Raw genomic sequence first — 24,454 nt, 5'->3', positions numbered from 1 at the left:
GATGAACGCTTGTTGTTGAATCTCACTTTCTGAGACTGCGACGACCGTACTGACGCCCGATTTATCAATTGTTCGTAACACATTTTATCTCCGTTTCGGTCGAACTAGAACGGGCGATGACCGCTGTAAAAATCATCAAAGTGCTCGGCACATCGAGCGAATCGTGGGAAGCCGCCGTCAAAGAAGCCGTCAAACAGGCCGCTGCGTCGGTCGATGACATCCACGGCGTCGAGGTCGAAGACTGGACGGCCACCGTCGAAAATGGGGAGATTGTGAACTACAAGGCAACCGTGGAGATTGCGTTCCCAGTCCACCACGAGATGTAAGCAAACGGGTTCGGACACGCGTTCGTGTCCGCTTGTCGCCGCGGTCCATTTTGTCTATTCAGCCACCGAAAACCGTCTTACTGGACGTTCCCAAACTCGAAGCGTGCTCCGCCGTCTGTTCCAGTCGTTACCGCCACAGCCCAGCCGTGCGCCTCGGCAACTCGTTCGACGATATTCAACCCCTGCCCGGTTCCCTCTGCTGACGTTGAGTAGCCAAACTCGAACACCGAGTCGAGTTCAGCAGGGTCGATACCTGAGCCGGTGTCCTCGACGAAAAACCCGTCCGGCAGCTCTCCGACTCGGATGGTAACCGCACCGCCGCCGTGAGTCACCGCGTTCCGAAACAGGTTCTCTAGCAGCTGTTGTAGCCGGGTTTCGGCTGCTGGAATAGTGAACTCGTCTTCGATGGTGAGTTCGGCGTCCGCGGTTGGTACGAGCGCCCACGCCTGGCGGCTGAGACGCTCTACGTCACACAAGGCGAGGGTGTCCATCTGCTGGCCTGCGCGAGTCAGCGACAGGATGTCAGAGATAAGCGTCTCCATCCGTTCGTGGGCTTTTTCGACTTTATCAAGGCGCTCGAAGTCGTGCTCTGTTCTCGCCATCTTCGTCCACGCAGTGGCGACCATCAGTGGATTCTTGAGGTCGTGTGAGACGATGGACGCGAACTGCTCAAGCCGCTCGTTGTGCTGCTCCAATCGTTCGTTGGCCAGTTGTTGCTCCAACGCAGTCTCGACCCACTTTCCCATCAGTTCGACGAGCGTCACCTCCCAGTTGGTAAACGGCTCAGCGCGCGGTTCGGTGTCGTAGAAACAGAATGTGCCGTACGTTTCTCCATCGACGATGATGGGCGTGCCGAGATAACACTGAATCCCCCATTCGGTGTAGCCGGCTCGCTCGGTGAACTCTGGCGATTCTTCGGCGACGTCTCCCAACGAAAGCGTCTGTTTTGACACGACCGCATACTCACAGTTTGTCGCCTCTAGGTCGACCACGTCGCCGACTTGAATCGCCTCGTCCGGCGCTCGCACCACCTCAAACAGGTACTCGTCGCCGTAAATCCGCGAAAGCGTTCCAAACGACGTTCCGATAACAGACTGCCCGATGCGCAACAGCTCATCGACCCGCTCTTCGAACGAGAGCTCCTGGTTAACTATCGAGTCGTACATCTCACGGAGCACTTCCTCGCGCGTTTCGAGCGTCTCGTCCGTTTGCGGGTCTTGGGTAAGCTCTTGGAACGTCACCGTCACACCCGTCTCAGAGGGGTAAACCCGCACTCTGAACCACTGTTGGAGCGGGCCAAAGTAGCCTTGGAAGGTGACTGGTTCCTGGAGCTCCATGGCGTGTTGGTACTCCTCGTAAAACGTGCGTTCTTCCGCGTCCGGGATCTCCTCCCAAACGTTCGTTCCGATGAGCTCCGCTGTCGACAGCGAACCACCGACTACCTCGCTGAGTATCTCTCGCCCTCGGTCGTTCGCGTAGGTTACTCGCCACTTGGTATCCACTCCGAAAACGCCGTCAGAAATTCGGCCAAGGATGTTCGCTGGTGCCCCTTCTCGCGAGTGCGAATTCCCCTCCATAGATTTTAATATATTGATAATACCTGTTGTGGGTAAATACCTTTTCCCGAACGTTTTAGCGGGTCTGTGCGTCTATCGCGTCGGTGCTTTCGACTTCGATACTGTCCGCATCGGCCAGTCTGTTTCGTTCGATTTCAAGGGCGACAAAAACGTGTTCGTGAATCATTAAGGTGGCTTTCTTGTCGAGACTGCAGTGTGTTCTGGCTGCATTTCCGGGCGCTTACATGCTACCGTCTGCGGACGGCTGGAGGAACAACAGTTCGTTGCCCTCCATGTCGCTGGCGATGGCTTCCGTGCCGTAGTCTTGCTCGTTTGGCTCTGAGACGAACTCGACACCGCGGTCTTTCAGGGCTTCATAGGCCGCGTGGCAGTCATCGACCGCGAACGCCAGCATCGCGTTGTTGCCAACGAGCGGGCGGAGTTTTTCTTCGTCACGGCCGTCGAACCAGCCAACGGCTTGCAGCGCGATTTCGACGTCTTGACCGGGGACGCCAATGGTAATCCACCGGTCGTCGCTGCCTTCTTCCATCGGCATGTCCATCTGCTTCTCGAAGCCGAGTTTCTCGGTGTAAAAGTCGAGGGCGGCTTGCTGGTCTTCGACGACTAACGAGACGTGGGTGAGTGCTGAAATGTGGCTCGCTTGGGTCTTGCTCATGGTACGTTTTCCTCCACCTATCTGGTACGCGAGAGACGGGGTTATTCGTGCGCCTAGAGCGGAGTGAAAGTGAAATTCGCGGGTGGTGATTTCGGCCGTCTCGAAGCCACCCAAAAACACTTCACCCATCGTGTCAATTCCGCTACCAAGATGTTCGATGTTCCCTCCCCAACGTTTGGGTTTGGCCGTGTTGCCATCGCGTTCTGGGGGTACGTCGCCGTGGTGCTCGCCATTACGGTGGTTCTCCACGAGCTTGGCGTGCCGAGCGACGTGGCCGTTTTCGTGTTTATTGGGGTTGGAACGCTGCTCTTTCCGGTGTTCCTTCCGCTGTTTCGTCAGTTGATGCCCGGTGGACAGAGCGAGGGCTGAGCGTGGGCTGTTAGTTTTTCTTGGTTACTGGGAGTCCCTGACGGGTGCTCCCGTTTGACTGGGTATGACTCAAATACGTCTTTGAATTTAGCAAACAGTTTTGATTACTGTTCACTGACTGTTCTGTGTGAACCGCCGAGCGTTTCTCGGGTTAACCAGTGTTTGGGTGGTGGGAAGCGCAGGGTGTGTTGCGACCCTCACCGAGTCGCCGTCTTCGATAGCACTCCCAGCACAGGTCGAATCTGTTGACTTTACCATCGTCGCAGAAGGCGCAGACGAGCCAGTTTTTCCAACGATTGTGTTCGTCCCCACGGAGCAGCAAATACGAATCACCGGAACGCTGTGGGGCGGGAACTCCTGTTATGAAACTCGCCTCCGCTCAATCGAGTACGACACGCAAGCCGATGCGCTGACCACTCGAGTTGGCGTCACGCGGGTGCGTTCTACCTGTCCTGATTCGACTGGGACAGACACCTATGAACTTCTGATTACGATGCAGTCACAACTCCCAACCGTCGTCACTGCCACCCACAGCGATGCCGAGGATAACTCTGCAACAACAACCGCTCGTCCTGCGTAAAATTCGTTTCCTGTCTGTTCTTTGGCTGGGCTGATTTGAACGTTGGTCGCTCCTTCCAGTCGCTCCCGAGTTCAAATCTCCCTCACGTCAGAACACCTGTCGCTCACGAATTTGTTCGCGACAGGAAGTAGTGGGTTCGGGCAGATTTGAACTGCCGATCTCCTCCATGTCAAGGAGGTGTCATAACCAGCCTAGACCACGAACCCTTGCTGGTGTGCTTCTGTCTGCATTCCTTCGTAACCCGCCGGGGTAATTGAAGGTTTCGAATCGGGAGCGAATACACCGCCGCCGGAGTGCGTTTTTCTCCCACACGGTGAACCAACGGGTTTTGGCCGCCTCGACGGGGCGCTTCTCCAATCACTTGCATGCAACCCGCTCGCTCGAAAACGGCGACACTGTTAAGTGGATGTACGAATTTGTACATTGCAAGACAAAGAAGTACATTGGTGATATAATGAGGGAATTTATCGAGCGTGTGACGGAGGGCGAGGATTTGACCATCGAACAGGCGAGAGCGGCGGCGACGGCCATCTTTACCGACGCGACGGAGGCGCAGATGGGCGCACTGCTTGCCGCGCTCCGAGCCAAGGGCGAGACCGAAGACGAAATCGCGGGCTTCGCACAGGGGATGCGAGACGCCGCGTTGACCATCGACCCCGCGCGAAACGGCAAGCCGCTCGTTGACACCTGCGGCACTGGCGGCGACGACTACAACACCATCAACGTCTCCACGACGAGCGCGGTCGTGGCCTCGGGCGCTGGTGTCGCCATCGCAAAGCACGGCAACTACTCGGTCTCCTCGTCGTCGGGGAGTGCAGACGTGCTCGAAACTCTTGGCGTGAACGTCGAAGCGGAACCGGCGGATGTCGAGAAAGCCATCGAAGAAAACGGAATTGGCTTCATGCTCGCGCCGGTGTTCCACCCGGCGATGAAGGCCGTCATCGGCCCGCGCCGGGAACTCGGGATGCGCACCATCTTCAACGTGCTCGGCCCGCTCACCAACCCCGCCGGGGCTGACGCACAGGTCATCGGCGTCTACGACCCCGATCTCGTTCCCGTCATCGCGCGCGCCCTCTCGCGCATGAACGTCGAACGCGCTCTCGTCGTCCACGGCTCCGGCCTCGACGAAATCGCCATCCACGGCGAAACCGTCGTCGCCGAAGTCACGGGCACGGACATCGAGGAGTACACGCTCACGCCCGCAGCCCTCGGCCTTGACTCCCATCCAATTGAAGCCGTCGCAGGGGGCACCCCCGAAGCAAACGCAGAGGACTTCGAAGCCATCGTCTCTGGCGAGCTCACTGGCGCGAAACGCGACATCATTCTCGCAAACGCCGGCGCTGCCATCTACATCGCTGGCGCAGCAGAAACCCTCAAAGACGGCGTGGCCCTCGCCCGTGAGTCCATCGACTCGGGTGCCGCGCTCGAAAAACTGAACGTACTGCGACAGACCGTGGTGGCATGACGCGGGTGAAAATCTGCGGGCTCACGAACGAAGCCGACCTCCGCGCCGCCGTCGCGGTTGGCGCAGACGCCGTTGGCTTCATCTCCGACGTGCCGGTCGAAACGCCGCGCGAAGTTTCGACCACTGAAGCCCGTGAACTCGCGGCCGCCACGCCACCGTTCGTTACGAGCGTGCTCGTCACCATGGCTGACTCCGTCGAACGAGTCTGTACGCTCATAGAGCGTGTCGAACCCGACGCAGTACAACTTCATACCATGCTCTCGCCAAGCGCTGTCTGCGAAATCCGCGACCAGACCAACGTCACGGTCATCCAGCGCGTCGAAGCAGACGACGCGCGCGTGCCAGAGTACGCCGCCGTTGCAGACGCCCTCCTCGTCGATTCGGTCGATGCCGCTGGCGCTGGCGGTACAGGAACCACCGTAGACTGGAGTCGGACGAGCGAACTCGTTGCGGACATCGACGCGCCGGTCATCCTCGCTGGTGGCCTCTCGCCCGACAACGTTGCCCGCGCAATCGACGAGGTTCACCCCTTCGCCGTCGATGTGGCGAGCGGCGTCGAGAAAACAGGCGGCGTGAAAGACCACGAGAAGCTGCATGCGTTCGTCCGCGCGACCCAACGGGAGGTGACCGTTCAATGACGTCACACTCGCTCACCCGCGAGGAGTTCGTCGCGCTCGCCGCAGACGACCGCCCGGCAGTTCTTCGGCTGGCTGTTTCACTCGATTGTTCGCTCGACCCGCTCGCGGCCTACACGGAACTCGCAGACGGTTCGCATTCGTTCCTGCTCGAAAGCGCAGAAAAGGTCGCCTCAAGCGACCCAGCCGGGGCGTTCTCCCCGGAGACGAGCGACCGCCACGCGCGCTATTCGTTCGTCGGCTACGACCCCGACGGCGTCGTGTCGATTGGCCCGGACGGAGCGGAGGTTGAACAGTTCGAAAACGCGCTCGCAACCCTCGCAGACCCCGGTGAGGGCGACGTCCTCGACTCGCTGCGCGAGACGCTTCCAAACCTCCCGCTCAAGGGCTTCCCGAAAGCGGGCCGCCAACACCTACAGGGCGGACTCGTCGGTTTCCTATCGTACGATGCGGTGTATGACCTCTGGTTGGACGAGGTCGGCGTCTCCCGCCCGGAGAGTTCGCTTCCCGACGCACAGTTCGTCTTGACGACGAAAACGGTCGTGTTCGACCACGCAGACGAGTCGGTGTCGCTCGTGTTCACGCCCGTCGTCACCCCCGACACCGACGCCGGTGACCTCTACGACGCGCTTACCGCCGAAGCAGATGCAGTCGAAACGCGTCTGCAAGACGCCACGCCAGTCGAACCCGGGACGTTCGCTTGTACTGCAGCGCATGCTGGCCCGCGCGACGAGTACGAGGCCGCCGTGAGAACAGCAAAAGAGCGCGTCTTAGACGGCGACATCTACCAAGGCGTCATCTCGCGCAAGCGCGAACTCGAAGGCGACTTCGACCCGAAGACGCTCTACGCCTCGTTGCGGGAGGTTAACCCGTCGCCGTACATGTACCTCCTGCGCGTAGACGACCTGAGCATCGTCGGCGCGAGTCCAGAAACCCTCGTCTCTGTGAGTGGCGACACCGTCGTGAGCAACCCCATCGCGGGGACGTGCGGACGCGGGGGGAGTCCCGGTGAAGACCGCCGTCTCGCCGGTGAGATGCTCGCAGATGACAAGGAACGCGCTGAGCACACGATGCTCGTCGACTTGGCGCGCAACGACGTTCGCCGCGTGGCACAAGCCGGTTCGGTACGCGTCGAAGAGTTCATGAACGTCCTCAAGTACTCGCACGTCCAGCACATCGAGAGCACGGTCACGGGGACGCTCGCGCCCGAGTACGACGCCTTCGACGCGACGCGAGCCTCGTTCCCCGCTGGGACGCTCTCTGGTGCGCCAAAGGTGCGAGCGATGGAGATTATTCACGAGTTAGAAGCCGGGCCACGCGGCCTCTACGGCGGCGGCGTCGGCTACTACTCGTGGACGGGCGACACCGACTTCGCCATCGTCATCCGCACCGCGACCATCGAACACGGCGACCCAGACCGCCTGACGATTCAAGCCGGTGCGGGCATCGTCGCCGACTCAGATCCCGCAAGCGAGTACGAAGAGACCGAAAAGAAGATGGGCGGCGTGCTCGCCGCGATTGAACGACTCGAACCCGCGGAGGTGCGGCCATGACCGACGTGCTGTTCGTCGATAACTTCGACTCGTTTACCTACAATTTGGTCGAGTACGTGAGCACGAACGCGAACACCACCGTCGTGAAAAACACTGCCTCGCTCGCTGAGATTCGCGCCGCAGACCCGGACGCGATTGTCCTGAGCCCGGGGCCGGGCCATCCGAAAAACGACCGCGACGTGGGCGTGACCCGCGACGTGCTTCAGGAGCTCAGTCCAGAGATTCCGACGCTTGGGGTCTGTCTCGGTCTCGAAGCCGCGGTGTACGAGTACGGCGGCGAGATTGGGCGCGCGCCGTTCCCCGTCCACGGCAAGGCCTCTGCCATCACCCACGACGAGAAAGGTGTGTTCACAGGACTGCCACAGGCGTTTCGTGCCGGACGCTACCACTCGCTCGTGGCGACGGCTGTGCCTGACTGCCTGACGGTGACCGCGCGCTCTGAAGACGACTTGGTGATGGGCGTGCGCCACGAAGCGTATCCGCTCGAATGCGTCCAGTTCCACCCGGAGAGCGTGCTCACCGAACACGGCCACGACGTCATCAAGAACTTCCTCGCGGCGATTTAGAGGAAAATACCGACAATCCAGAGTGCGCCAATGATGGCGATGGCGATGAGGATGAGTTTCCACGCGACGTGGAGCAAGATACGCCCGACGAGAACGATTGCCGCGAGTAAGACAAGCGTCAACAGGACGGTTGGCGGCGAGGTGAGTCCTTCGACGAGGAACGGTTGCATAACGTGAATTATGAGATAGCGACGGTTAATCGTGTTGGGCGTCCATTCCGGGTTCGGCGGTGTTGCCTTGGCTCACTGTGACAGCTTTCAACAGGGCGTTTGAACCCCCCATTGTTTCTCCTGAACCACCGCTTCACTCGGCCGGTTTTACAGCAAACCGTCTACTTTCACTCCGGTCTACGCAGCATTATTACGCTCTCTCGCTTACCTGTAATCGGAAGCAGAATCAGCAACATCACCCTTGCTGGGGATGTAAACTAAACAGCTGAGTTACAACTTTCCAGGTGGCCTGAAAATCGCGAATGCCAAAGGGTTATTTGGGTGGACTCAGTACAAAATCGCCGTTACAAATGTCGTGTATGACGCCACACTCTGAAAGTCGTATCGCCCGGCAGAGCCCATCTGTCGGCTGTCGAGGGGAACTATGAGCCGCGCGAACCTCTCCGCCGACGAGATTACCCTGCCCATCAAGCGCACTGATGGAGAAACACTCGCAGACCGGATGACCTCAAATGCGTATAACAACATTCTTCCGGCCCGATACCTCCGCAAAGACTCGAACGGGGAGCTTATCGAGACTCAAGAAGACCTGTTCGTCCGCGTTGCGAAGAACATCGCGCTCGCAGAAGCCGTCTACGAGGCAGAGAACCTCGGCCTCGAACTGACGGTACGCCCCGAGCAACTGAAACCACGCCACCCACGCCGCGACGAACTCGCTGCGGAAGTGTTTGGCGAGGGAACCACCGCGGACAACGACGTCGAGACGCAACTCACCGAGTTCAACGTCAACAAGTTCGACTACGACACCGTCGTCCCCGAACTTCCGTCCGAGGTACAGGAGAAAGTAGAGTCGGTACGCGCCGAGTTCCAAGACCTGATGGAGCAACTCAGCTTCATCCCGAACTCCCCGACGCTCATGAACGCGGGCGACGAACTCCAACAGCTCTCTGCGTGTTTCGTTGACTCGCCCGCAGACGACCTCACCGACATCCACAAAACCGCCATGGAGGCCGCAGAGGTCTTCCAGTCCGGCGGTGGCATGGGCTACGCCTTCTGGCAGCTTCGTCCGTACGGTGACGCCGTTGGCTCCACAGGCGGTATCGCCTCCGGGCCAATCACCTTCATGCGCACGTTCGACCAGATGTGCGAGACCATCGCCCAAGGTGGCACTCGCCGCGGGGCCCAGATGGGCGTCATGCGCGTCAGCCACCCCGACGTCATCGAGTTCCTCCACGCAAAGAACAAGGACGTCTCGCTCGCCGTCACGCTCCGGCTGAACGACCCAGACGACTACACGTACACGAGCTTCAACGAGGCACTCGCCGAAGCCCGCGAACTCATCGACGAGGAAGGGCGCGTGCCAAAGCACCTCCGCAACGCCGTCGAGGGCCATCTCTCTAATTTCAACATCTCCGTGGGCGTCACGGACGGCTTCATGGAAGCCCTCTACAACGAAGAGGAGTTCGTCTTCACGAACCCGCGCACCGAAGAGCCACACATCGCCACCGAGGAGACAAAGGAGATGTACGACCGGTACGACCTCGGTCACTACGTCACCCCCGGCGAAGTCCTCAAAATCCCGGCTGTCGAAATCTGGGACCACATCATCGACGGCTCGTGGGAGAACGGCGAACCCGGCGTCATCTACTTAGAGCGCGTCAACAAGGAGCACTCCTTCGACGTCGAAAAGCACCCAGACCACCAGATTCTCGCCACCAACCCGTGTGGCGAACAGCCACTCGAGGAGTACGAGGCGTGTAACCTCGGCCACATCAACCTCTCTACGATCGCCGAGTTCGACGCCCCCGACTGGCGCGTCTGGCACGAAGCAAACGGCGAGAACTACGACTCGACCGAGGAAGCCATGGATGCGTTCCTCGCAGACGCCATCGACTGGGACGAGTTCGACCACCGCATCGAGTGGGGGACGCGTTTCCTCGAAAACGTCGTCACCATGTCGGACTTCCCGGTGCCGAAAATCGAGGAGAAAGTCCGCAACATGCGCAAAATCGGCCTCGGCGTCATGGGGCTTGCCCAACTGTACATCCAGCTCGGCATCCGCTACGGCTCTGAAGAGGGCAACGAACTCGTTCGACAGCTCATGATGCACATCAACCACGGTTCGAAGTGGGCGTCTCACGACCTCGCAGAAGACCGTGGCTCGTTCAACGACTGGGGCGATTCGAAGTACGCAGACCCCGTCGAGTACCGTGACTGGTTCGAACACCACACCGGCCTCTCGGCCGACGAGTGGGCAGACGGCTTCTCGATTCGTAACCACAACACGACGACCGTTGCGCCAACGGGAACGACCTCAATGGTCGGCAACACCACGGGTGGCATCGAGCCAATCTACAACGTCGCCTACTTCAAGAACGTCTCCGACGACGTGCAGGGCGACGAGATGCTCGTCGAGTTCGACGACTACTTCCTCCGCGTGCTGGAGGACAACGGCATCGACGTAGACGCCGTGCAGGCAGAAGCAGTTGAGCAGATGCAGTCCAACACCTTCGATGGCGTCACGTCGCTCTCGACGGTGCCTGACGCGATTGGCGAACTGTTCGTTGTCACCGCAGACCTCGCTGGGCTCGACCACGCAGGCGTCCAGTGTGCCGCACAGGCGGGCGTGGACTCCGCCATCTCGAAGACCTGCAACTTCCCGAACTCCGCGAGTAAGGCAGACATGGACGAGGTGTACCGCTACATCTACGACCACGGCGGGAAGGGCGTCACCGTCTACCGCGACGGCACACGCAGCAAACAGGTGCTCACGACGCGCGCGAAGAACGCAGACTTCGCCGACGACGACGAGGCCGCCGAAGCCATCGTCGACCAGATTACCGACGTGTTCGGCTCGATGGACGAGTTCTTAGAACACGAGGAAGTCAAGGCGGCGCTCAACGCGCAACTCGACTCCATCGCCACGGCAGCCGCGAACGGCAACCTCTACGCCGAGAAACGCGCCCGACCGGACGTCCTCTACGGCGTCACCCAGCGCATCTCGACGGGCTACGGCAAGCTGTACGTCAACATCAACGAAGACGAGCAGGGCCGTCCGTTCGAACTGTTCGCAAACATCGGCAACTCCGGTGGTTTCACCGCGAGCTTCACCGAGTCGCTCGCAAAGACCGTCTCGACCGCACTCCGCTCGGGCGTCGACCCAGAGGAGATTGCGGGCGAACTGAAAGGCATTCGTTCACCGAAGATTGCGTGGGACAAGGGCGAGCAGATTCAGTCCATCCCGGACGCCATCGGCACCGCAATGCGCCGGTATCTCGACGGCGAAATCGACAAGGCCTACCCACAACAGCGCAACCTCGCGGAGATTGCAGAGGAGAGCGCACCCGTCGAGGACGCAGACGATGTGGAAGCCGAAAGCGACGACGACGCCACCCAGTCGCTCATCGACGCGGGCGAGAGTCCAGAGTGTCCCGACTGTGGGTCGATGACGCTCTACTTCTCAGAAGGCTGCAAGACCTGCGAGTCCTGTGGCTGGTCTGAGTGCAGCTAAGCGAAAAATAGCGAGTTTCGATTTTTTCTGTGCTCACTGCTTGACTGGCAAGAGCGGGCACTCGAAGAAGTTCGGCGGGTCACCCGGGTTCGGCGAGCCGGGCGTGATGGACAGGTGTCCAGCTTCGTACTCGGCGTGAACGTCGTCGTAGGATGTCAACACCGGCAGCGGGTTATGTGCGGCCAGTCCGGCAGCCGTCCACGTGGCGGTGTGGGTGTACCAGCGCCCGCCGTTGAACGCAGGGTTGCCGGGTGCGGCTTCCGCGACCGGAAGCTGGCCGGTCGCGCCGTTCGTGAAGGCGAACAGCTTGTCGAAGGAGTGGTCGTTTTTCCCGTTCGGGCCGGGAATCGCGGCTGCGCCTTTCGTCCCCCACGTCTTGCCGTCGCCGTAGAGCGACGGGCCGAAGTTCGGCTTCCCGGGGTTGGCTGTCGCGCTTCCCGCGCCAACGGCGAGCCCAGCGCTGAGGAGGGCCGTCGTTCTGAGGATGCGTCTGCGGGTCACAGTCGGTAGCGGTGTCTGTGTAGTCATTTCATCACCTCACTACGACTCGACGCAGAACGGAGGGATAGCGATTTTTCAAGATTCACACCGAGTTGTTCTAGAGTCTCTCGAAAATGAGTCTCCGTCCGGTCTTTTTCTGAGGAGTGGGCGCCTTCTTGACATAATTGGTTAGGATACCAACATGTTTTTATGGTGTCTCAGTGATGTTTTGCGTGTGCCCTCCCCTGATAGCTCGCCGTCCGATAGCTCCCGCCGTCGGCTTCTCCAGTACGCGGGGTACACGCTTACCGCCTCGCTCGCGGGGTGTTTCAACCGTCGCCCATCAGAGACAGCGACGGAGACGCCCCAGCCGTCATCGACAGACCGTCCAACCAACTCGACGACACCACATGCCTCGCTCGACGCGCCGTTGCGGACGGCGTACAACAGCCGCGAGCGATTCCAGTCGTCTGGCTCCTCGCTCGACGGCTTTGAGACGCTCACCGAGTGGGAGTCAATCGTTGGCGAGCACCGAGCCGATACCGATGTCCAGTTTACTGATTCCCAGAGCTTGCAGCTCGTGGGTCAACCCGGCGAGAAGGTGACCGTCGACCGCACCTTCGACACGCCGCTCAACCTTGCCGAAAACGACCTGTCGCTTGCGTTCAGAACCGAACATCCCGAGTCGGTCGCGCTGTTGGTCTACCTCTACGATTCGGCCGACAACTGGGGGGTGTTAGAACTTAGAGACGTGACCTACCGCCCCCCGGACATCGGCTGGTTTCGCACGTCTCCCGGCGTGTTCGCAACGAGCGAAGACGAGCCAAATCTGTCGGTAATCACGCGCGTTCGCCTCACGGTGCGGAACACCGCAGAGCGCGAAACCACTTCGTGGATAGACGATCTTCGTATTCACGAAAAAGCCGACACTGGCTACGTCGTGTTGAGTTGGGACGATGGTTTTCAGAACTTTTACGATCACGGTGCGCCCCTCCACGACGAGTACGACCTGCCCGCCGTCATCGCGTATCCGCCGTTCGCAGAGGCCTCGCCGGGTATCTCGTTCATGACGGAAGCCCAACTGCGCGAGCGGCAGGACGCGGGTGACGAAATCATCTCCCACGCGAGCATCAACGAGCGATTTTCGAACGTTAGCCCCGACCGACTCGAAGAAAAGCTTCAGAAGAACAAACGGTGGCTCCTCGACCACGACTTCGACGGGACGGCGTTCATTGTGTATCCCGCGAACGACTTCGATCGCGCCGCTCTCGACACCGTCTCAAAATACCATTACATGGGCGGGATGAATCAGTCTGGGAGCGTCAATACGACCGGTGTTCGCGGTTTCGACCCGCTCGTGTTACCGCGTACGATTGGCCACGATCTCGACATCGCAAAGCGGGCGGTGAGGCTTGCCGCGCGACACCGCCAGTGTACGATTCTGAACTTCCACCATTTCGAGAAAACTCACACGATGGGCGTCGAAGAATACGAAAAGCTGCTCCAGCACATCACAGAAACGCCCAACGTTGAGGCGATAACGTTCACCGACCTCTGGGAGTTGCGAACGCGGGAGTGACTCACTTCACCGTGACCCACGTGAGGAAGACGAGCGCGACGAACTGGAGGGCGCGCAAGACGGCCACCGCGCCCTGGACGGTCGGGTCTGAGCCGTAGAACATCTGCATGGTGAAGAAGAAATAGAGCGCGACAGCGTTCTCTACAGCCATTACCGCGCCGAAGGCGATGAGGCCGAGGATGGTGTTCGTCCGGAAGGTTCGGTAGTTGCGCGCCCAGACGAAGGTGAGCGCCCCGAGCAGGACGATGTTCAGTCCCGCGAGGGTGCTTGCGATCAGTAGTTCAGTTCCCATTGCCATTGTGAGTCACTCCATTTGGTCGGTGATGCGCTCGAACGCATCCCAGTGGTGTTCGAATTGGTCGGTGAGGAAGTACAGCGCACCGTAGCCTTCGCCGCCCGGCTCGACGATGCCGTGTTCGATGAGCATGTCGAGGTGATGGCGAACGGTGTTGTAGTCCACGTCGAGTTCCGTCGAGAGCTGGTTTGCATTGTGCGGGCGTTCAGCAAGGGCTCTGATGATGCGGACGCGGTTTGCGCCCCCTCGCATGCCCACGAACAAGTACCACAGCACCTTTTCCATCGGTTGTCTACAACGTGTTCACTTGTTGTCAACGGCAAAAGTCTCTCTCATTGGACGGTTCTCGAAACCCATCCACTTGGCCCGTTCGGGAACGCAGGCAACTCTTCGTTTGCCTGCACCGTCCCGTCGCCCGTGATGGCGCGCACTCGCACCCGGTGTTGGGAGCCGGGATGCGGGTAGGTGTACGACCACTGTCGCCACACGTCCTCGCCCGGCAACGGCTCAGAGAGCGTGGCTTTCTGCCAGCCGTCGCCGGTGTTGACTTCGACCGCCGAGACGTCCATGAGTCCGGCATAGGCGTGGCCAGCGACCGTCACCGTATCGTCGTCGTTCAGGGTATCGACCCAGAGCTTTGCGACGATGTTGACGGGGCCGGTGCCGTGCCAGCCGCGCTCTTCCCAGTAGCCATCGACTGCCTCATCGAGGAATTCGATTTCCGTGAGCCACTTGACGTTGATTTCGCCCCAGTGGCCCGGAATGAGCACGCGGACGGGTGCGCCGTGTGAGCGCGGCAGCGGCCGACCGTTCATGCCGTAGGCGAGGAAGCCGCGTTTGAGTGCCGCTATGGGGAACTGGACGTAGTAGCCGTCGCCAGCCCGGAGCATGGCACACTCACACCCCGACTCGGTAGTGACTTCGTCGAGCAATGGCGCGAGGGGCGTCCCCGTCCAGAGTGCGTTGTCCATCTTCGTGCCGTTGAGCGAATCACCGACACACCGGAGCGTGATGAAGCGTTGTTCGACCGGGAGCGCACGGATGTCGTCGTAGGTGAACGTCGCGTCCTCGGAGACGGCTCCTGTAAGCGAGAGTGTCCAGTTTTCGGGGGCGGTGTTCGGGTTCACCGCGGCGATGTCCACTTCGTAGAAATTTGTGCTGACGAGTGGTTCGAGCCCCGACACGGAGAGCGATTTCGACTCCGCCTCCGCGAGGAGGGTGTCAATTTCTTGGTGTTGCGCTGCGGTGAGGCCGAGCGGAAGGTCTTCTGTCTCGTCTCTGCTACGCACGCCGCCAACGACGTACGAGAGCACCGAGAAGCCCGCGACGCCAGCGACCGCGGTGAGCAGGCGACGGCGCGCGGTGGCGTCCACGTCACTCGGTCGGATGCCGGGGATGGTGAGGGCGATGACGGCGCTCGCGGGAAGCGCCGCGGCGAGGGCCAAGACGGGCGAGCCAGTGAGGAGCGTCACGGCGGCCCACGTCAGCCCAAGTGCCACCGTCACCGAAACGAGCCCGCTTCGCTGTCGCCACCCAGTCGCCAGTGCAGCGGCTGCGAGGCACGCAATGAGGAGGACTGCGAGGGTTATGGCGGCGAGCAGGTTCAGTTTCTGGCCGATGTCACCGAGGACGACGATGGCGAACGTCACAAGCGACGCGGGGGCCGCCCGTGAGAGCATCGCTTCGAGGGGCGCTCCCACGAATCCAGTCGTGAACCCGGCGGCGGCGTAGGAGCCAGCGACGGCTGCGACGCCTGCGAGTACCGCTCTGACAGCACCGACGCGAACGCGCTGTGATTGTGGGAGCAGGTTCATCGCTTAGCTCCGGACCCGAGCGATGACCAGTGCCACGCCGATGACGGCGACGATGGCGACGCCGATTGCCGCCGTTGGCGAGAGCAGGCCACCAAGTGCGCCGGACTCCTCGCCCATGTCGTCACCCGAAGTGTCGTCTGCCATCTCCTCGTCAGTCATTTCGTCATCTGCCATCTGGTCGTCGCTCATGTTGTCTTCAGACATGTCATCATTGGACATATTATCGTCGGACATATTGTCATCTGACATTGAGTCGTCGGTCATGCTGTCATCGGACATGTTGTCGTCGTCCATTCCATCGTCCATGCCGTCGTCGTCGGTCATGTTGTCGTCGGTCATGTTGTCTTCTTGGGCGAAGCCAGCGTCCGGGGCCGCCGCACCCGCGCCGATTGCAAGCGCGAGGGCAACTAGGACGACCGCCACTGAAGCTACGGGTTTTCGCATGATTCAGGTAAGCAAAGTCCTCGGGGTAAAATACCAATTTTTCAAACTCCGGACAAAGTTATTCTAGAATTGGGCCAAGGTTCGTGGCATAACGCTCAAGCGACTGGCAGCACGACAGCGTGTATGGAAACCGTCGGTGGCAGACCGTGTCCACTCTGTGAGGAGCCGATGTACCATCGCCACTGTAAGTACGTCTGCCCGAACCATGGCGTCATCTACGACTGTGCGGACACCTTCTGGTGACTGCTTTTCTACTGTTCTGTGACGAACTGACGATACAGCGGCCCCGCAAGGAGCGCCGCGGCGACCGCGAGCGCACCGAGAAGTAAGGGGAGACCGATGCCTGAGATGCCCTCTGTGGCGAGTGACTCCATCGAACTCCCCGCGATGACGCCCGCAATCGTCCACGGGAGCTCCCCGATGAGGGTTCCGGCGGCGAACGGCCAGAGGCGAACGCCCGACAGCCCGGCGCTGTAGGAGATAACGTCGGTTGGGATGGGAATCAGCCGTGAGGCAATGACGCCGCGCGTCTGGCCGGTGGCGGTGAAAAAGCGCGACCCCACGTCACGGGCTTTTCCGAACAGCCCGCTGTCGGGGAAGTGGCGGGCGAGCAGGAAGGGCGGAATCGCCGTCACGACAATGCCGACGAGCGCGATTGGAAGACCAATTTCGATACCGTAGACGTAGCCAACGACGACGGAGATGGGCGTGACCGGCCACGCGACGAGCGGCCGGAGCAGGTAGACAAGCGCGAGAACGCCCGCGAAGGCGACCGGGTCTGCGGCGAGGTGCTGGAAACGGGTGAACACCTCGCGCGGTGAAATCACGAGCGACGCGCCGAGGAAAAAGCTCCCCACGAGGGCGAGACCCACCAGTTGTCGTCGCGTCGCCCGCTCCATGTGCCGTTCTCCGCCAGAGTCGCGTAAACCAGTTGCGGCTCACCGTTTTCTTTTTGAGCCTCTCCGTCGAACACAAACTGTGACAGAACGCGATTCGGTCGAACTCGGCGTCGAACTCCTCTCGAAACTCGAATTCGAGGAGCTGACGCTCGCCGAGGCAATCGACCGCATCGAAACCATCACGACGAACCCGGCGACGACCCGGGAGATCCTCGACGTGGCAGAGAAACGCGGTGTCATCGAGCGCGACGGGACGCTCTTGAAACCACAGCGTGGCACCTACATCAAATTCGAGAGCGAAGTCATCACGAAAGAAGGCGAGTTCACCTGTCGGCGCTGTAACGCGGCAATTACGACGGGCTACTTTATCAAAATGGAATCTGGTGAACTGGGGCCGTTTGGCTCCTCGTGTATCCGGAAGGTTACCGGCCGCGACTGAGTTCGTCGATGAGCTGTTCTAAGAGCACCTGCTGTTGTTCTAACAGCGCGCTTTGCTGCTCGACGACGGCTGTCAGGTCTGCGAGTTGTGCCTGTACGTCCGCGCTCTCTGTGCTCGCCACGTCCGTGGGTGCGGCGGCTGGTTTCTGAATCGGGTCTGCCTCCGTCTCCTCGAACATTGAGGTGGCCGTTGCACCGCTCGTCGCGTTCGTCGCCTGTGACTCCTCGGGCGTTGGGTCAGGGGTTGGGTCCGGCGCTGACTGACTCGCGCTCCCACTTCCGAGCGGTTTCAGGCCGCTCTGTTCGAAGTTGGTGTCCGCACTTTCTGTCTCCGCGTCCTCGTCTTCGTCGGGGGCGACGACGGTGTTGAACTCTGCAAGCGAAGCCACGTCGTAGAAGTCGAACAGCTCTTTCTCGAGCGTCTGGCGGACCACGCGCGCTTGCTCGTTCGGACACTTGATGCGCTCTGGACGCCCGCTTCGTTCGATGACGATGGAGGTCGCCACGCTACCGTCCTCGAACGAGAGACCGGTGATGTCGGCAAAGGGGTACTCCTCGAAATCGGCGTCCCAGACGGCCTGCCCGATGTGCTTGACCACGCGCTTGCTCGTGACGACGAAGGTGAGTTCGCTGAAGCGATACACCGCTGCGAGCGTCTCGTCGCCGTCCATGACCCCCGACACCGAGAGGATGCCTGCCATGAGCGATTGGAGGATGTTGTCCGTGCGCTTGCCCGGGACGGTGAACGTCTCTTTGCCATCGACGTACTCCAGTTCGAACTTGTCTTTGCGCCGCCCGCTCGCAATCGAGAGTCGTTCGACGTTGTGGCTGAACTCCTCGACCGCTTCGTCGCTCAACAGCCCCTCCGCGCGGTAGACGAGCGTCCGGGTCGGGGTGATGTAGACGCGGTCGTCACCGCCGAGGTGAACGCTGGCCGCGGCCTGCTCGTCCCCGAGGTGCTGGTTGACGAGGTCTGGCAGATTCATGGTACTTCATTCCACGGAACAAGTATAAAACCGCATGATGACTCGGGTGAAGATGAGAAGCTTAAAGAAGTCCCTCCTGCTACGAAAAAGTGAGCCCGGGTGGCTTAGCTGGACATAGCGCCGCACTCATAGGGTTACGAGATTCGGTGCGGAGCCTTGGAAGCTCCCGACATGTTCCGGAGGCTTTGCCGAGCCTCTAACCTGGGACATGCGGAGATCGAGGGTTCGGAGCCCTCCCCGGGCATTGCCACGTTTCTGTTCATGCCCAGACTCAAACCGTCACCAGTAGCAAGACCCCTGAGCCAATGTTGGTCACACACGTCACATACACGACAACCAGCACCGTCATGACCATCACCAGAAACAGCATTTATAGTCAAGAAGCGATCCTCAGCGGCTCACATAACTCGCCAACGGAATGGTCGTACTGTCAGGGTCACGGTACCGAATCGCCAGATATGGAAGCATGAATAGTGCAGGTACGATCGCAAACGGTTCGAGTTGGTACACTCCTATAGAAGCCGAACCTAATGCAATCACGAACATCAAAGCCATCAAATAGCGAAACATCGGAGGTCCAGAAGCTCCTTGATAATTTTCTGAATAGTCTTTAGATTGGCCGTTAGGGTTCTCGAAAACATCGGTTTCAAACGCTTTCATCTCCCGTGAGTAGTCCTCAACATCTAACTCCTCATTGTGATATGCCGTTGTGGCGGTGTTGAGGTGTTTGGCCTGCGTCGCTTCTGCTCGGCTGTCAAGACGAATGCTTGCGTTGCAGGTTGGACAGACTAGATCATACGCAGCCCGAGAGAGTGGGATTAGCGGGATAAAATAGAGCTTGAACCATCGTCGAGATTTGAGAAGATGGAAGTAATTATCATTGGAGCAGTGAGGGCAGGCGGCAGGATAGGTTGCTCCGTATTCCTTGAATCTCGTACTCCAACCGAAGATAATAAAAGCCAACATGAGTAGTTCTACTAACTAATTTTACATAAAACTATTGCTATTTACACTTCACATGATGTATCTAACTGAAAAACCTTTGAACCCGTGTTTCCTGAGCAAGATTCTGAGAAACACCTGCCTGAACCCGCGATTTTTCTACCTCGCGCGTATCCGTGAGAGCATGCACATACGCCTCGCCACGCCGGACGACGCGCCGGGGATTCGCGCCATCTACGCGCCGATGGTGCGCGAGACGACGGTCTCGTTCGAGACGGAGCCACCAACCGAAGCAGAACTCCGCGACCGAATCGAGGAGACACTGCCGCGTCGTCCGTGGCTCGTCTGCGAAGGCGACGATGGCTCGATTCTTGGGTATGCCTACGCGGGAGCGCACAACTACCGCGAGGCCTACCAGTGGACGGTGAACGTCTCTGTCTACATCCACGAAGACGTTCGTGGACAGGGGCTTGGCCGAAGGCTCTACGAGGCGCTGTTTGCCGTCCTCCGTTTGCAGGGATTCGTCTCTGCGTTCGCCATCATCACCGTCCCGAACGAACCGAGCGTCGCGCTCCACGAGGCGTTCGGCTTTGAGCGGGTCGGCGTTATCACGGAGGCGGGGTACAAACACGGTCGGTGGAACGACGTGGAGTGGTGGAAGCTCCGCCTCGGCGAACCGAGCGAGGCTCCGGAACCACCGCGCTCGCTCGACCAGCTTGCTGCTGACGAACTGGCAAGCGTGCTTGCGCCGTAAGTCGGGTCCTGCTACTCAATTCGGTGCGTCGCTGTGGCACAGTCAAAACATGTACACTAGCGGTACTATTTCGACATCAATCACCACAGGGCGGCAGTGGAAAATACGACGATGAAATTACATCTCTGACTATAGTTATTACAATCTGTGTTGACTAGAAACTTGGCGCGGGAGATTCACTTGTTGTACTTCCCCACTAACAACCCTTCCCCCTTCTCCCGCGTTCATTCTTGTGCGTCGAACCGTTCCTGCCACTGACCGACGAGTTCGAGCGCCGCCTGCTCCGTTTCGACGAGTTCGTGTTTGTACGCCTCGCCCTCAGGAGCCTGAATCAGGCGGTCGAACGAGACGGCCCAGGTTCCGTCGTTCGTCTGGCGCAGGCTGATAGTCGCGTAGTCGTCGTCGCGTCGCCATTCGCGTTTGTCGCCAATGGGTGTGCTTTCGGCCCAGCTCATAGTGCTCAATAGGGGGTGACTAACCTAAGCCCCTCGAAAGCACGGCACGCTCTTTAGTCTCCTTGCCCTACCCTCGCTCATGCCCTCGCACTCTGACGATTATCGTGTCGTTCGGTCGATTGCGGTGACCGCGAGCGATGTCGTGATGGCCTACGAGGCAAACCAGTCGCGCCGCGACCAGCGAGCGGTGATTCGGCTCACGCCACCGTTCAACGGCCGGATGCGTGCGAGACTGCATCTCGTCCGGGAAGGCGATGCCTACCAGCCACCTGTTCCAGCGCCACTTCATATCGACCCGGAAGCCTTCATCGACGCGGCTCCGCCGTACCCACACGCAGAAGACACCGAAGCGGCGATTCGGGCGGAAAGTGACACACAGTACACGGTCGAAGCGCACTATGAGCGCCACCGCTCAGCGGTCAGTGCGTGGCGCGAGGCTGTCTTGAGTCGGCTCAGCAAGACAGTCACGCTCGCTGGTAGGCACGGCCAGCACACGGTCGATGTGAAAGTTCTTGGAAACGATTCTGGACTTTCGAAATAACGACTTTTCCGCGGGCTTTGAAGAATAAAAGCAGATTTTAGCCTCTCATGAAACGTTTTCAGACTGTTTCCGAATCGTGAAATGGGCGAAAACTGTCCAAACGCTCCACCCATTATATGCTATCTCCTGTCGTAGAGATGTGTGAGGTAAATGGGGTGTCCGCTATGAACGAATCCGCCATGAATGAAAACAGGTCCTCTCTCGCCGCCCGCCACGACGCGGGCGACTCCGGAGACCCGACTGCATCGCTCACAACCGTCGCCGGGAACTACCGAGACGAGCTCGTCCGCTCGTTTGAAGCCGCTGCCTTTTGGTCTGCAATCGCACTGCCCTTCCTCCACGTGCCATTGCTCCTCGCTGGCCTCAACACGACGGCAGAACAAGTCGCGTTCGTCTCACTGCTCACACTCAACGTCCTCGCGCTCGTCGTGGGTCACTCCCACCACGAAAGCGAACGCTGAGGATTTATTCTGGTTCGGGAGCTATCTCGAATATGGCTCTCGATTTCGTCCCCCTTGGCCGTACTGGTCTCCAAGTCTCTGAACTCGCCTTTGGCACCTGGCGGTTCGGCCGCGAGAACGACCAGGGCGACATCGAAGTTGACGCAGACCGCGCTCACGAACTCTTAGACGCCTACGAAGCGAACGGCGGCCGCTTCATCGACACCGCAGACATCTACGGTGACGGCCGCGCAGAGGAGTACATCGGCGACTGGCTCGCCGGGCGCGACCGCGAAGAGTTCGTCATCGCCTCGAAGGTGTACTGGCCAACGCGCGCCGACCCGAACGGCCGCGGACTGAATCGCAAACACCTCCGGAAGGAAATCGACCGCATCTTAGAACGACTCGGAACCAGTTTTGTTGACATCCTCTACATCCACCGCTGGGACGACGACACGCCACCGGAGCAGTTCATGCGAACCCTGAACGGCCTCGTTGAGGCCGGGAAGGTGAACCACCTCGGCACCTCGACGTTCGAGCCGAACGCGTGGAAGGTTGCGCGGGCAAACGAGATTGCAGACCGCCGTGGCTACGAACCCTTTACCGTCGCTCAGCCGCGCTACAACCTCGTCAACCGCGAAATCGAGGGGAACTATCTGGAGATGGCGAGCCACTACGACCTCGCTGTCGTGCCGTGGAGTCCGCTCGCCGGTGGCTTCCTTTCGGGCAAATACACCCGCACCGAGGAACCACCGGAGGGAACGCGCGGGGCGACTGATTCACAGTTCGCAGACACCTACCTCACGAGTGCGAACTTCGACGTGATGGAGGAAGTAGAGGAGATTGCCCGTGAGGTCGGCGTGTCGCCCGCTGCAGTGAGCCTCTCGTGGTTGCTCCACCATGATTCGGTGACGGCTCCGATTATCGGTGCGCGCACCGTCGAGCAGCTAGAAGAGAACCTCGCCGCGACCGACCTTGCGCTGTCGCGCGACCAGTTCGAGCGACTAGCGAACGCGAAATAACGGTTATCCGGTTCCCCATCCAACGTTTTAGGGGACGATGGACACAACAATGATTCAGCCACTGGTCGAGCAACTGCGCTCGGCTGCAAGTGTGTCGTCAGTGTACGGCGAACCGGTCGAACACGCGGACAAGACGGTGATTCCAGTCGCCCGTATCGCCTACGGCTTTGGCGGTGGCTACGGGTCGAGCGACGGCGTGGGTGAGAACGCCGAGGGAGACGAGGGCGAGGGTGCGGGTGGTGGCGGTGGCGTCGCGGCGTTGCCCGTCGGCGTTGTCGAAATCACGGATACGGACACGCGATTCATTCGATTCAACGACCGAAAACGCGCCATCCGAGGTCTCTTTTTCGGGGTTGTCATTGGCCTTCTGCTCGGGCTCGCACGCAGAAAGCGCAGTTAGTCAGTCGAGCCGTCGCGTTGGGTAGTACCCAGCAACTCTGTGCGAATATCCCGGCCTTTGAGCAGGAGAAAGCCGGTGAAGATGACGAGGAACCCGGCGACGGTGTAGCGGTCGAGCCCTTCCTGTAAGAACAGAAACCCACTGAGCGCGGCGAAGATGGGTGCGACGTACGAGACGAGGTTGATTTCGACGGGGCCGAGGCGTTCTAACAGGTCAAAGTAGATGAGAAAGCCAATCGCACTCGCCACGAGCGAGAGGTAGGCAAGCGCGAGCAGCCCCTCGTTCGTCCAGACGATGTCGCCGAGCGACTCGTTCGGGAGGGCGAGACTCACGGCGTGCATGAGGATTGCACCGCCGAGCATCGACCACGCTTCCATGGTTTCGATTGGGAGTCGGGCGTCGATGCGGCGGGTGAGCACGCTCCCGAACGAAAACGAGACCGCGGCGAGGAACACGAGTCCCTTTGCGACCACGTCCTCGGTGAGGAGGTTCGCGGGGTCGGGGCGAGCGAGGATGGCGACACCGAGAAGCGCGATGACCATGCCCGCAACGCCTGCGGCGGTGAGTCGCTGGCTGGGCAAGAGCGCGCGGGCGAACGTCGTGGTCAAGATTGGCGAGAGGCTGATGATCACGGCGGCCGCCGCGCTCGTCGTCTGCGTCTCACCGACGAACAGGAAGATGTGGTAGCCAGCGATCAGCAAGACGGAACCGACCACGACGAGCCACCATTCGGCTCTCGTCCGGGGCAGCCAGTGGTCGGTCACGTAGACGGCATAGGCGAGCATGAACACCGCCGCGATGTCGTAGCGGAGGGCGGCGAACAGCACGGGCGGGAAGAACTCGAGGCCCGCCTTGATGGCCATAAACGCAGACCCCCAGATGGCGGCGAGGAACACGAACAGGAGTAGATTCCGATAGCGCACAACGGTGATGGCGTGTCAGCGAGCCTCAACCTTTCGTTAGGCAACGCGCTCGCCGCGAAGTGCGTCGAGGATGTCGTCGCGCGTGATAATGCCAACGAGCACGTCGTTTTCGACGACGGGCAAGCGGTTGATATCCCGCTCGTCGTTGGTCACGAGGTCGAGGATGGTGGCCAAGTCGTCGTCCGGGGTGACCGTCACCACGTCTTTGGTCATCACGTCTTTGATGGGCTTTCGCGCGTTCTTTGCGAGGTCGATGTTCACGTCTACGTCCTTCCACGAGAGGTCAAAGCCGTAGGTCTGGCTTTCGAGAAATGGCGGCAGACCAATCGGAATCCAGAGCGTCCGATTCGAGGGCTGGAAGATGTGGACGAGGTCGCCTTGGGTGACGATGCCCACGACGTGGTTCTCGTCGTCTACGACGGGAAAACCGTTGAACCCCGCCTGTGCCAATCGGGTGAGCACGTCGCTCACCTCGTCGTCAGGTGAGACGGTTTCGACGGGCGTGGTCATGATGTCGCGCGCGAGGGGTGCCATACGTGACCACACGTCGCCTGAGAGGGTAGTGATTACGGTGCCCTGACGTACCAGTTTGCTATACTGAGACACACATTTAAATCATCTGGGAACATACCGGG

At 60.0% G+C, this 24,454-nt stretch carries 30 protein-coding genes and 2 tRNA genes; 17 read left to right on the top strand and 15 right to left on the bottom strand.

From position 1 onward, the window contains the following. The first annotated feature begins 116 nt into the window (after window positions 1-116). On the top strand, window positions 117-326 hold the full coding sequence (locus tag V5N47_RS03555) for a dodecin family protein (RefSeq protein WP_338729475.1): 210 nt from the start codon (window positions 117-119) through the stop codon (window positions 324-326). A 77-nt stretch (window positions 327-403) separates the two neighbouring features. Here V5N47_RS03555 and V5N47_RS03550 read toward each other — a convergent pair whose 3' ends face one another. Together V5N47_RS03550 and V5N47_RS03545 are read right to left on the bottom strand one after the other, a co-directional pair. Next, the gene (locus tag V5N47_RS03550) at window positions 404-1,828 is read right to left on the bottom strand and encodes an ATP-binding protein (RefSeq protein ID WP_338729474.1); all 1,425 of its coding nucleotides are present in this window, start codon (window positions 1,826-1,828) and stop codon (window positions 404-406) included. A gap of 295 nt (window positions 1,829-2,123) precedes the next feature. Continuing rightward, a complete protein-coding gene (locus V5N47_RS03545) occupies window positions 2,124-2,558 on the bottom strand; it encodes a VOC family protein (RefSeq protein ID WP_338729473.1) in 435 nt (144 codons plus the stop codon). Window positions 2,559-2,708: 150 nt separating this feature from the next. Between V5N47_RS03545 and V5N47_RS03540 the strand changes: the two genes are divergently transcribed. Together V5N47_RS03540 and V5N47_RS03535 are read left to right on the top strand one after the other, a co-directional pair. Continuing rightward, on the top strand, window positions 2,709-2,927 hold the full coding sequence (locus tag V5N47_RS03540; RefSeq protein WP_338729472.1) for a hypothetical protein: 219 nt from the start codon (window positions 2,709-2,711) through the stop codon (window positions 2,925-2,927). Between the two features lie 169 nt (window positions 2,928-3,096). Continuing rightward, window positions 3,097-3,507 (top strand): hypothetical protein, encoded by a 411-nt coding sequence (locus V5N47_RS03535; protein ID WP_338729471.1) that lies wholly within the window; start codon window positions 3,097-3,099, stop codon window positions 3,505-3,507. A 131-nt stretch (window positions 3,508-3,638) separates the two neighbouring features. Here the strand turns inward: V5N47_RS03535 and V5N47_RS03530 are convergent. Beyond that, window positions 3,639-3,713 (bottom strand) — tRNA-Val (locus V5N47_RS03530). Window positions 3,714-3,961: 248 nt separating this feature from the next. Between V5N47_RS03530 and trpD the strand changes: the two genes are divergently transcribed. From trpD to trpG, 4 genes are read left to right on the top strand one after another with little or no spacing between them, the layout of a single operon-like run. Beyond that, window positions 3,962-4,972 (top strand): anthranilate phosphoribosyltransferase, encoded by a 1,011-nt coding sequence (trpD, locus tag V5N47_RS03525; RefSeq protein ID WP_338729470.1) that lies wholly within the window; start codon window positions 3,962-3,964, stop codon window positions 4,970-4,972. Next, window positions 4,969-5,610, top strand: coding sequence for a phosphoribosylanthranilate isomerase (locus V5N47_RS03520; protein WP_338729469.1), 642 nt, complete (start codon window positions 4,969-4,971; stop codon window positions 5,608-5,610). Before trpD ends, V5N47_RS03520 begins: the two co-directional genes overlap by 4 nt. Further along, entirely contained in the window at window positions 5,607-7,160 is a 1,554-nt protein-coding gene (gene trpE, locus V5N47_RS03515; RefSeq protein ID WP_338729468.1) for an anthranilate synthase component I, read from the top strand. The genes V5N47_RS03520 and trpE overlap by 4 nt, the downstream gene beginning before the upstream one ends. Then, on the top strand, window positions 7,157-7,726 hold the full coding sequence (gene trpG, locus V5N47_RS03510; RefSeq protein ID WP_338729467.1) for an anthranilate synthase component II: 570 nt from the start codon (window positions 7,157-7,159) through the stop codon (window positions 7,724-7,726). The genes trpE and trpG overlap by 4 nt, the downstream gene beginning before the upstream one ends. Here trpG and V5N47_RS03505 read toward each other — a convergent pair. After that, window positions 7,723-7,896 carry a hypothetical protein gene (locus V5N47_RS03505; RefSeq protein WP_338729466.1) on the bottom strand — a complete coding sequence of 58 codons (174 nt, stop codon included), beginning with the start codon at window positions 7,894-7,896 and terminating at the stop codon, window positions 7,723-7,725. The genes trpG and V5N47_RS03505 overlap by 4 nt on opposite strands. 424 nt (window positions 7,897-8,320) lie before the next feature. Here V5N47_RS03505 and V5N47_RS03500 point away from each other — a divergent pair, with 424 nt between their 5' ends. Beyond that, the gene (locus V5N47_RS03500) at window positions 8,321-11,407 is read left to right on the top strand and encodes an adenosylcobalamin-dependent ribonucleoside-diphosphate reductase (RefSeq protein ID WP_338729465.1); all 3,087 of its coding nucleotides are present in this window, start codon (window positions 8,321-8,323) and stop codon (window positions 11,405-11,407) included. Between the two features lie 33 nt (window positions 11,408-11,440). On the opposite strand, the gene V5N47_RS03495 is transcribed toward V5N47_RS03500, so the two are convergent. After that, entirely contained in the window at window positions 11,441-11,935 is a 495-nt protein-coding gene (locus tag V5N47_RS03495) for a hypothetical protein (protein WP_338729464.1), read from the bottom strand. 187 nt (window positions 11,936-12,122) lie between these two features. Here V5N47_RS03495 and V5N47_RS03490 point away from each other — a divergent pair, with 187 nt between their 5' ends. Further along, entirely contained in the window at window positions 12,123-13,466 is a 1,344-nt protein-coding gene (locus V5N47_RS03490; RefSeq protein ID WP_338729463.1) for a polysaccharide deacetylase family protein, read from the top strand. Window position 13,467: 1 nt separating this feature from the next. Here the strand turns inward: V5N47_RS03490 and V5N47_RS03485 are convergent, their stop codons facing one another. From V5N47_RS03485 to V5N47_RS03470, 4 genes are read right to left on the bottom strand one after another with little or no spacing between them, the layout of a single operon-like run. Then, window positions 13,468-13,764 (bottom strand): hypothetical protein, encoded by a 297-nt coding sequence (locus V5N47_RS03485; protein ID WP_338729462.1) that lies wholly within the window; start codon window positions 13,762-13,764, stop codon window positions 13,468-13,470. 6 nt (window positions 13,765-13,770) lie between these two features. Then, window positions 13,771-14,046, bottom strand: coding sequence for a winged helix-turn-helix domain-containing protein (locus tag V5N47_RS03480; protein WP_338729461.1), 276 nt, complete (start codon window positions 14,044-14,046; stop codon window positions 13,771-13,773). Window positions 14,047-14,093: 47 nt separating this feature from the next. Then, entirely contained in the window at window positions 14,094-15,575 is a 1,482-nt protein-coding gene (locus V5N47_RS03475) for a molybdopterin-dependent oxidoreductase (RefSeq protein WP_338729460.1), read from the bottom strand. Between the two features lie 3 nt (window positions 15,576-15,578). Then, window positions 15,579-16,019 carry a pentapeptide MXKDX repeat protein gene (locus V5N47_RS03470; protein WP_338729459.1) on the bottom strand — a complete coding sequence of 147 codons (441 nt, stop codon included), beginning with the start codon at window positions 16,017-16,019 and terminating at the stop codon, window positions 15,579-15,581. 123 nt (window positions 16,020-16,142) lie between these two features. Here V5N47_RS03470 and V5N47_RS03465 point away from each other — a divergent pair, with 123 nt between their 5' ends. Continuing rightward, on the top strand, window positions 16,143-16,262 hold the full coding sequence (locus tag V5N47_RS03465) for an HVO_2523 family zinc finger protein (RefSeq protein WP_338729458.1): 120 nt from the start codon (window positions 16,143-16,145) through the stop codon (window positions 16,260-16,262). 8 nt (window positions 16,263-16,270) lie between these two features. On the opposite strand, the gene V5N47_RS03460 is transcribed toward V5N47_RS03465, so the two are convergent. After that, the gene (locus tag V5N47_RS03460) at window positions 16,271-16,918 is read right to left on the bottom strand and encodes a VTT domain-containing protein (RefSeq protein ID WP_338729457.1); all 648 of its coding nucleotides are present in this window, start codon (window positions 16,916-16,918) and stop codon (window positions 16,271-16,273) included. Window positions 16,919-16,997: 79 nt separating this feature from the next. Between V5N47_RS03460 and V5N47_RS03455 the strand changes: the two genes are divergently transcribed. After that, window positions 16,998-17,357, top strand: a complete 360-nt coding sequence (locus tag V5N47_RS03455) for a DUF5830 family protein (RefSeq protein ID WP_338729456.1) — start codon at window positions 16,998-17,000, stop codon at window positions 17,355-17,357. On the opposite strand, the gene V5N47_RS03450 is transcribed toward V5N47_RS03455, so the two are convergent. Next, window positions 17,341-18,342, bottom strand: a complete 1,002-nt coding sequence (locus V5N47_RS03450) for a hypothetical protein (protein WP_338729455.1) — start codon at window positions 18,340-18,342, stop codon at window positions 17,341-17,343. The two genes, V5N47_RS03455 and V5N47_RS03450, sit on opposite strands and share 17 nt — an antisense overlap. A gap of 93 nt (window positions 18,343-18,435) precedes the next feature. On the opposite strand from V5N47_RS03450, the gene V5N47_RS03445 reads away from it, so the two are divergent. After that, a tRNA-Met gene (locus V5N47_RS03445) sits at window positions 18,436-18,586 on the top strand. Window positions 18,587-18,732: 146 nt separating this feature from the next. Here V5N47_RS03445 and V5N47_RS03440 read toward each other — a convergent pair. Next, entirely contained in the window at window positions 18,733-19,308 is a 576-nt protein-coding gene (locus tag V5N47_RS03440) for a zinc ribbon domain-containing protein (protein ID WP_338729454.1), read from the bottom strand. 160 nt (window positions 19,309-19,468) lie between these two features. Between V5N47_RS03440 and V5N47_RS03435 the strand changes: the two genes are divergently transcribed. Continuing rightward, complete coding sequence (locus tag V5N47_RS03435) at window positions 19,469-20,038, top strand: arsinothricin resistance N-acetyltransferase ArsN1 family B (protein WP_338729453.1); 570 nt, start codon at window positions 19,469-19,471, stop codon at window positions 20,036-20,038. Window positions 20,039-20,262: 224 nt separating this feature from the next. Here V5N47_RS03435 and V5N47_RS03430 read toward each other — a convergent pair whose 3' ends face one another. Next, window positions 20,263-20,493: a hypothetical protein gene (locus V5N47_RS03430; protein ID WP_338729452.1), complete on the bottom strand. Its 231-nt coding sequence runs from the start codon at window positions 20,491-20,493 to the stop codon at window positions 20,263-20,265. 79 nt (window positions 20,494-20,572) lie between these two features. Here V5N47_RS03430 and V5N47_RS03425 point away from each other — a divergent pair, with 79 nt between their 5' ends. The 4 genes from V5N47_RS03425 (at window position 20,573) to V5N47_RS03410 (ending at window position 22,896) form a co-directional block, all read left to right on the top strand. Further along, complete coding sequence (locus V5N47_RS03425; protein ID WP_338729451.1) at window positions 20,573-21,034, top strand: hypothetical protein; 462 nt, start codon at window positions 20,573-20,575, stop codon at window positions 21,032-21,034. A gap of 179 nt (window positions 21,035-21,213) precedes the next feature. After that, window positions 21,214-21,495, top strand: a complete 282-nt coding sequence (locus tag V5N47_RS03420; protein WP_338729450.1) for a hypothetical protein — start codon at window positions 21,214-21,216, stop codon at window positions 21,493-21,495. 32 nt (window positions 21,496-21,527) lie between these two features. Continuing rightward, complete coding sequence (locus V5N47_RS03415; protein ID WP_338729449.1) at window positions 21,528-22,496, top strand: aldo/keto reductase; 969 nt, start codon at window positions 21,528-21,530, stop codon at window positions 22,494-22,496. 37 nt (window positions 22,497-22,533) lie between these two features. Further along, window positions 22,534-22,896 carry a spore germination protein GerW family protein gene (locus tag V5N47_RS03410; RefSeq protein ID WP_338729448.1) on the top strand — a complete coding sequence of 121 codons (363 nt, stop codon included), beginning with the start codon at window positions 22,534-22,536 and terminating at the stop codon, window positions 22,894-22,896. On the opposite strand, the gene V5N47_RS03405 is transcribed toward V5N47_RS03410, so the two are convergent. Beyond that, a complete protein-coding gene (locus V5N47_RS03405; protein ID WP_338729447.1) occupies window positions 22,893-23,819 on the bottom strand; it encodes an EamA family transporter in 927 nt (308 codons plus the stop codon). The two genes, V5N47_RS03410 and V5N47_RS03405, sit on opposite strands and share 4 nt — an antisense overlap. 36 nt (window positions 23,820-23,855) lie before the next feature. After that, on the bottom strand, window positions 23,856-24,353 hold the full coding sequence (locus tag V5N47_RS03400) for a CBS domain-containing protein (protein WP_338729446.1): 498 nt from the start codon (window positions 24,351-24,353) through the stop codon (window positions 23,856-23,858). Window positions 24,354-24,454: the final 101 nt, after the last annotated feature.

Source organism: Haladaptatus sp. DJG-WS-42, assembly GCF_037198285.1.
Lineage (GTDB): Archaea > Halobacteriota > Halobacteria > Halobacteriales > Halococcaceae > QDMS2.
The sequence above is the reverse complement of the archived record's forward strand: the minus strand, read 5'-3'. Positions and strand labels throughout refer to the sequence as shown.

Excerpts from the sequence above, each read along its gene's own strand:
- V5N47_RS03420 (WP_338729450.1), top strand. The coding sequence starts at position 21,214 with ATGAATGAAAACAGGTCCTCTCTCGCCGCCCGCCACGACGCGGGCGAC.
- V5N47_RS03505 (WP_338729466.1), bottom strand. The coding sequence starts at position 7,896 with ATGCAACCGTTCCTCGTCGAAGGACTCACCTCGCCGCCAACCGTCCTG.
- V5N47_RS03485 (WP_338729462.1), bottom strand. The coding sequence starts at position 13,764 with ATGGCAATGGGAACTGAACTACTGATCGCAAGCACCCTCGCGGGACTG.
- V5N47_RS03440 (WP_338729454.1), bottom strand. The coding sequence starts at position 19,308 with ATGTTGGCTTTTATTATCTTCGGTTGGAGTACGAGATTCAAGGAATAC.
- V5N47_RS03400 (WP_338729446.1), bottom strand. The coding sequence starts at position 24,353 with ATGGCACCCCTCGCGCGCGACATCATGACCACGCCCGTCGAAACCGTC.
- V5N47_RS03425 (WP_338729451.1), top strand. The coding sequence starts at position 20,573 with ATGCCCTCGCACTCTGACGATTATCGTGTCGTTCGGTCGATTGCGGTG.
- V5N47_RS03465 (WP_338729458.1), top strand. The coding sequence starts at position 16,143 with ATGGAAACCGTCGGTGGCAGACCGTGTCCACTCTGTGAGGAGCCGATG.
- V5N47_RS03545 (WP_338729473.1), bottom strand. The coding sequence starts at position 2,558 with ATGAGCAAGACCCAAGCGAGCCACATTTCAGCACTCACCCACGTCTCG.
- trpD (WP_338729470.1), top strand. The coding sequence starts at position 3,962 with ATGAGGGAATTTATCGAGCGTGTGACGGAGGGCGAGGATTTGACCATC.
- V5N47_RS03500 (WP_338729465.1), top strand. The coding sequence starts at position 8,321 with ATGAGCCGCGCGAACCTCTCCGCCGACGAGATTACCCTGCCCATCAAG.
- trpE (WP_338729468.1), top strand. The coding sequence starts at position 5,607 with ATGACGTCACACTCGCTCACCCGCGAGGAGTTCGTCGCGCTCGCCGCA.
- V5N47_RS03460 (WP_338729457.1), bottom strand. The coding sequence starts at position 16,918 with ATGGAGCGGGCGACGCGACGACAACTGGTGGGTCTCGCCCTCGTGGGG.
- V5N47_RS03475 (WP_338729460.1), bottom strand. The coding sequence starts at position 15,575 with ATGAACCTGCTCCCACAATCACAGCGCGTTCGCGTCGGTGCTGTCAGA.
- V5N47_RS03555 (WP_338729475.1), top strand. The coding sequence starts at position 117 with ATGACCGCTGTAAAAATCATCAAAGTGCTCGGCACATCGAGCGAATCG.
- V5N47_RS03470 (WP_338729459.1), bottom strand. The coding sequence starts at position 16,019 with ATGCGAAAACCCGTAGCTTCAGTGGCGGTCGTCCTAGTTGCCCTCGCG.
- V5N47_RS03435 (WP_338729453.1), top strand. The coding sequence starts at position 19,469 with ATGCACATACGCCTCGCCACGCCGGACGACGCGCCGGGGATTCGCGCC.
- V5N47_RS03540 (WP_338729472.1), top strand. The coding sequence starts at position 2,709 with ATGTTCGATGTTCCCTCCCCAACGTTTGGGTTTGGCCGTGTTGCCATC.
- V5N47_RS03415 (WP_338729449.1), top strand. The coding sequence starts at position 21,528 with ATGGCTCTCGATTTCGTCCCCCTTGGCCGTACTGGTCTCCAAGTCTCT.
- V5N47_RS03480 (WP_338729461.1), bottom strand. The coding sequence starts at position 14,046 with ATGGAAAAGGTGCTGTGGTACTTGTTCGTGGGCATGCGAGGGGGCGCA.
- V5N47_RS03410 (WP_338729448.1), top strand. The coding sequence starts at position 22,534 with ATGGACACAACAATGATTCAGCCACTGGTCGAGCAACTGCGCTCGGCT.
- V5N47_RS03430 (WP_338729452.1), bottom strand. The coding sequence starts at position 20,493 with ATGAGCTGGGCCGAAAGCACACCCATTGGCGACAAACGCGAATGGCGA.
- V5N47_RS03520 (WP_338729469.1), top strand. The coding sequence starts at position 4,969 with ATGACGCGGGTGAAAATCTGCGGGCTCACGAACGAAGCCGACCTCCGC.
- trpG (WP_338729467.1), top strand. The coding sequence starts at position 7,157 with ATGACCGACGTGCTGTTCGTCGATAACTTCGACTCGTTTACCTACAAT.
- V5N47_RS03450 (WP_338729455.1), bottom strand. The coding sequence starts at position 18,342 with ATGAATCTGCCAGACCTCGTCAACCAGCACCTCGGGGACGAGCAGGCC.
- V5N47_RS03495 (WP_338729464.1), bottom strand. The coding sequence starts at position 11,935 with ATGACTACACAGACACCGCTACCGACTGTGACCCGCAGACGCATCCTC.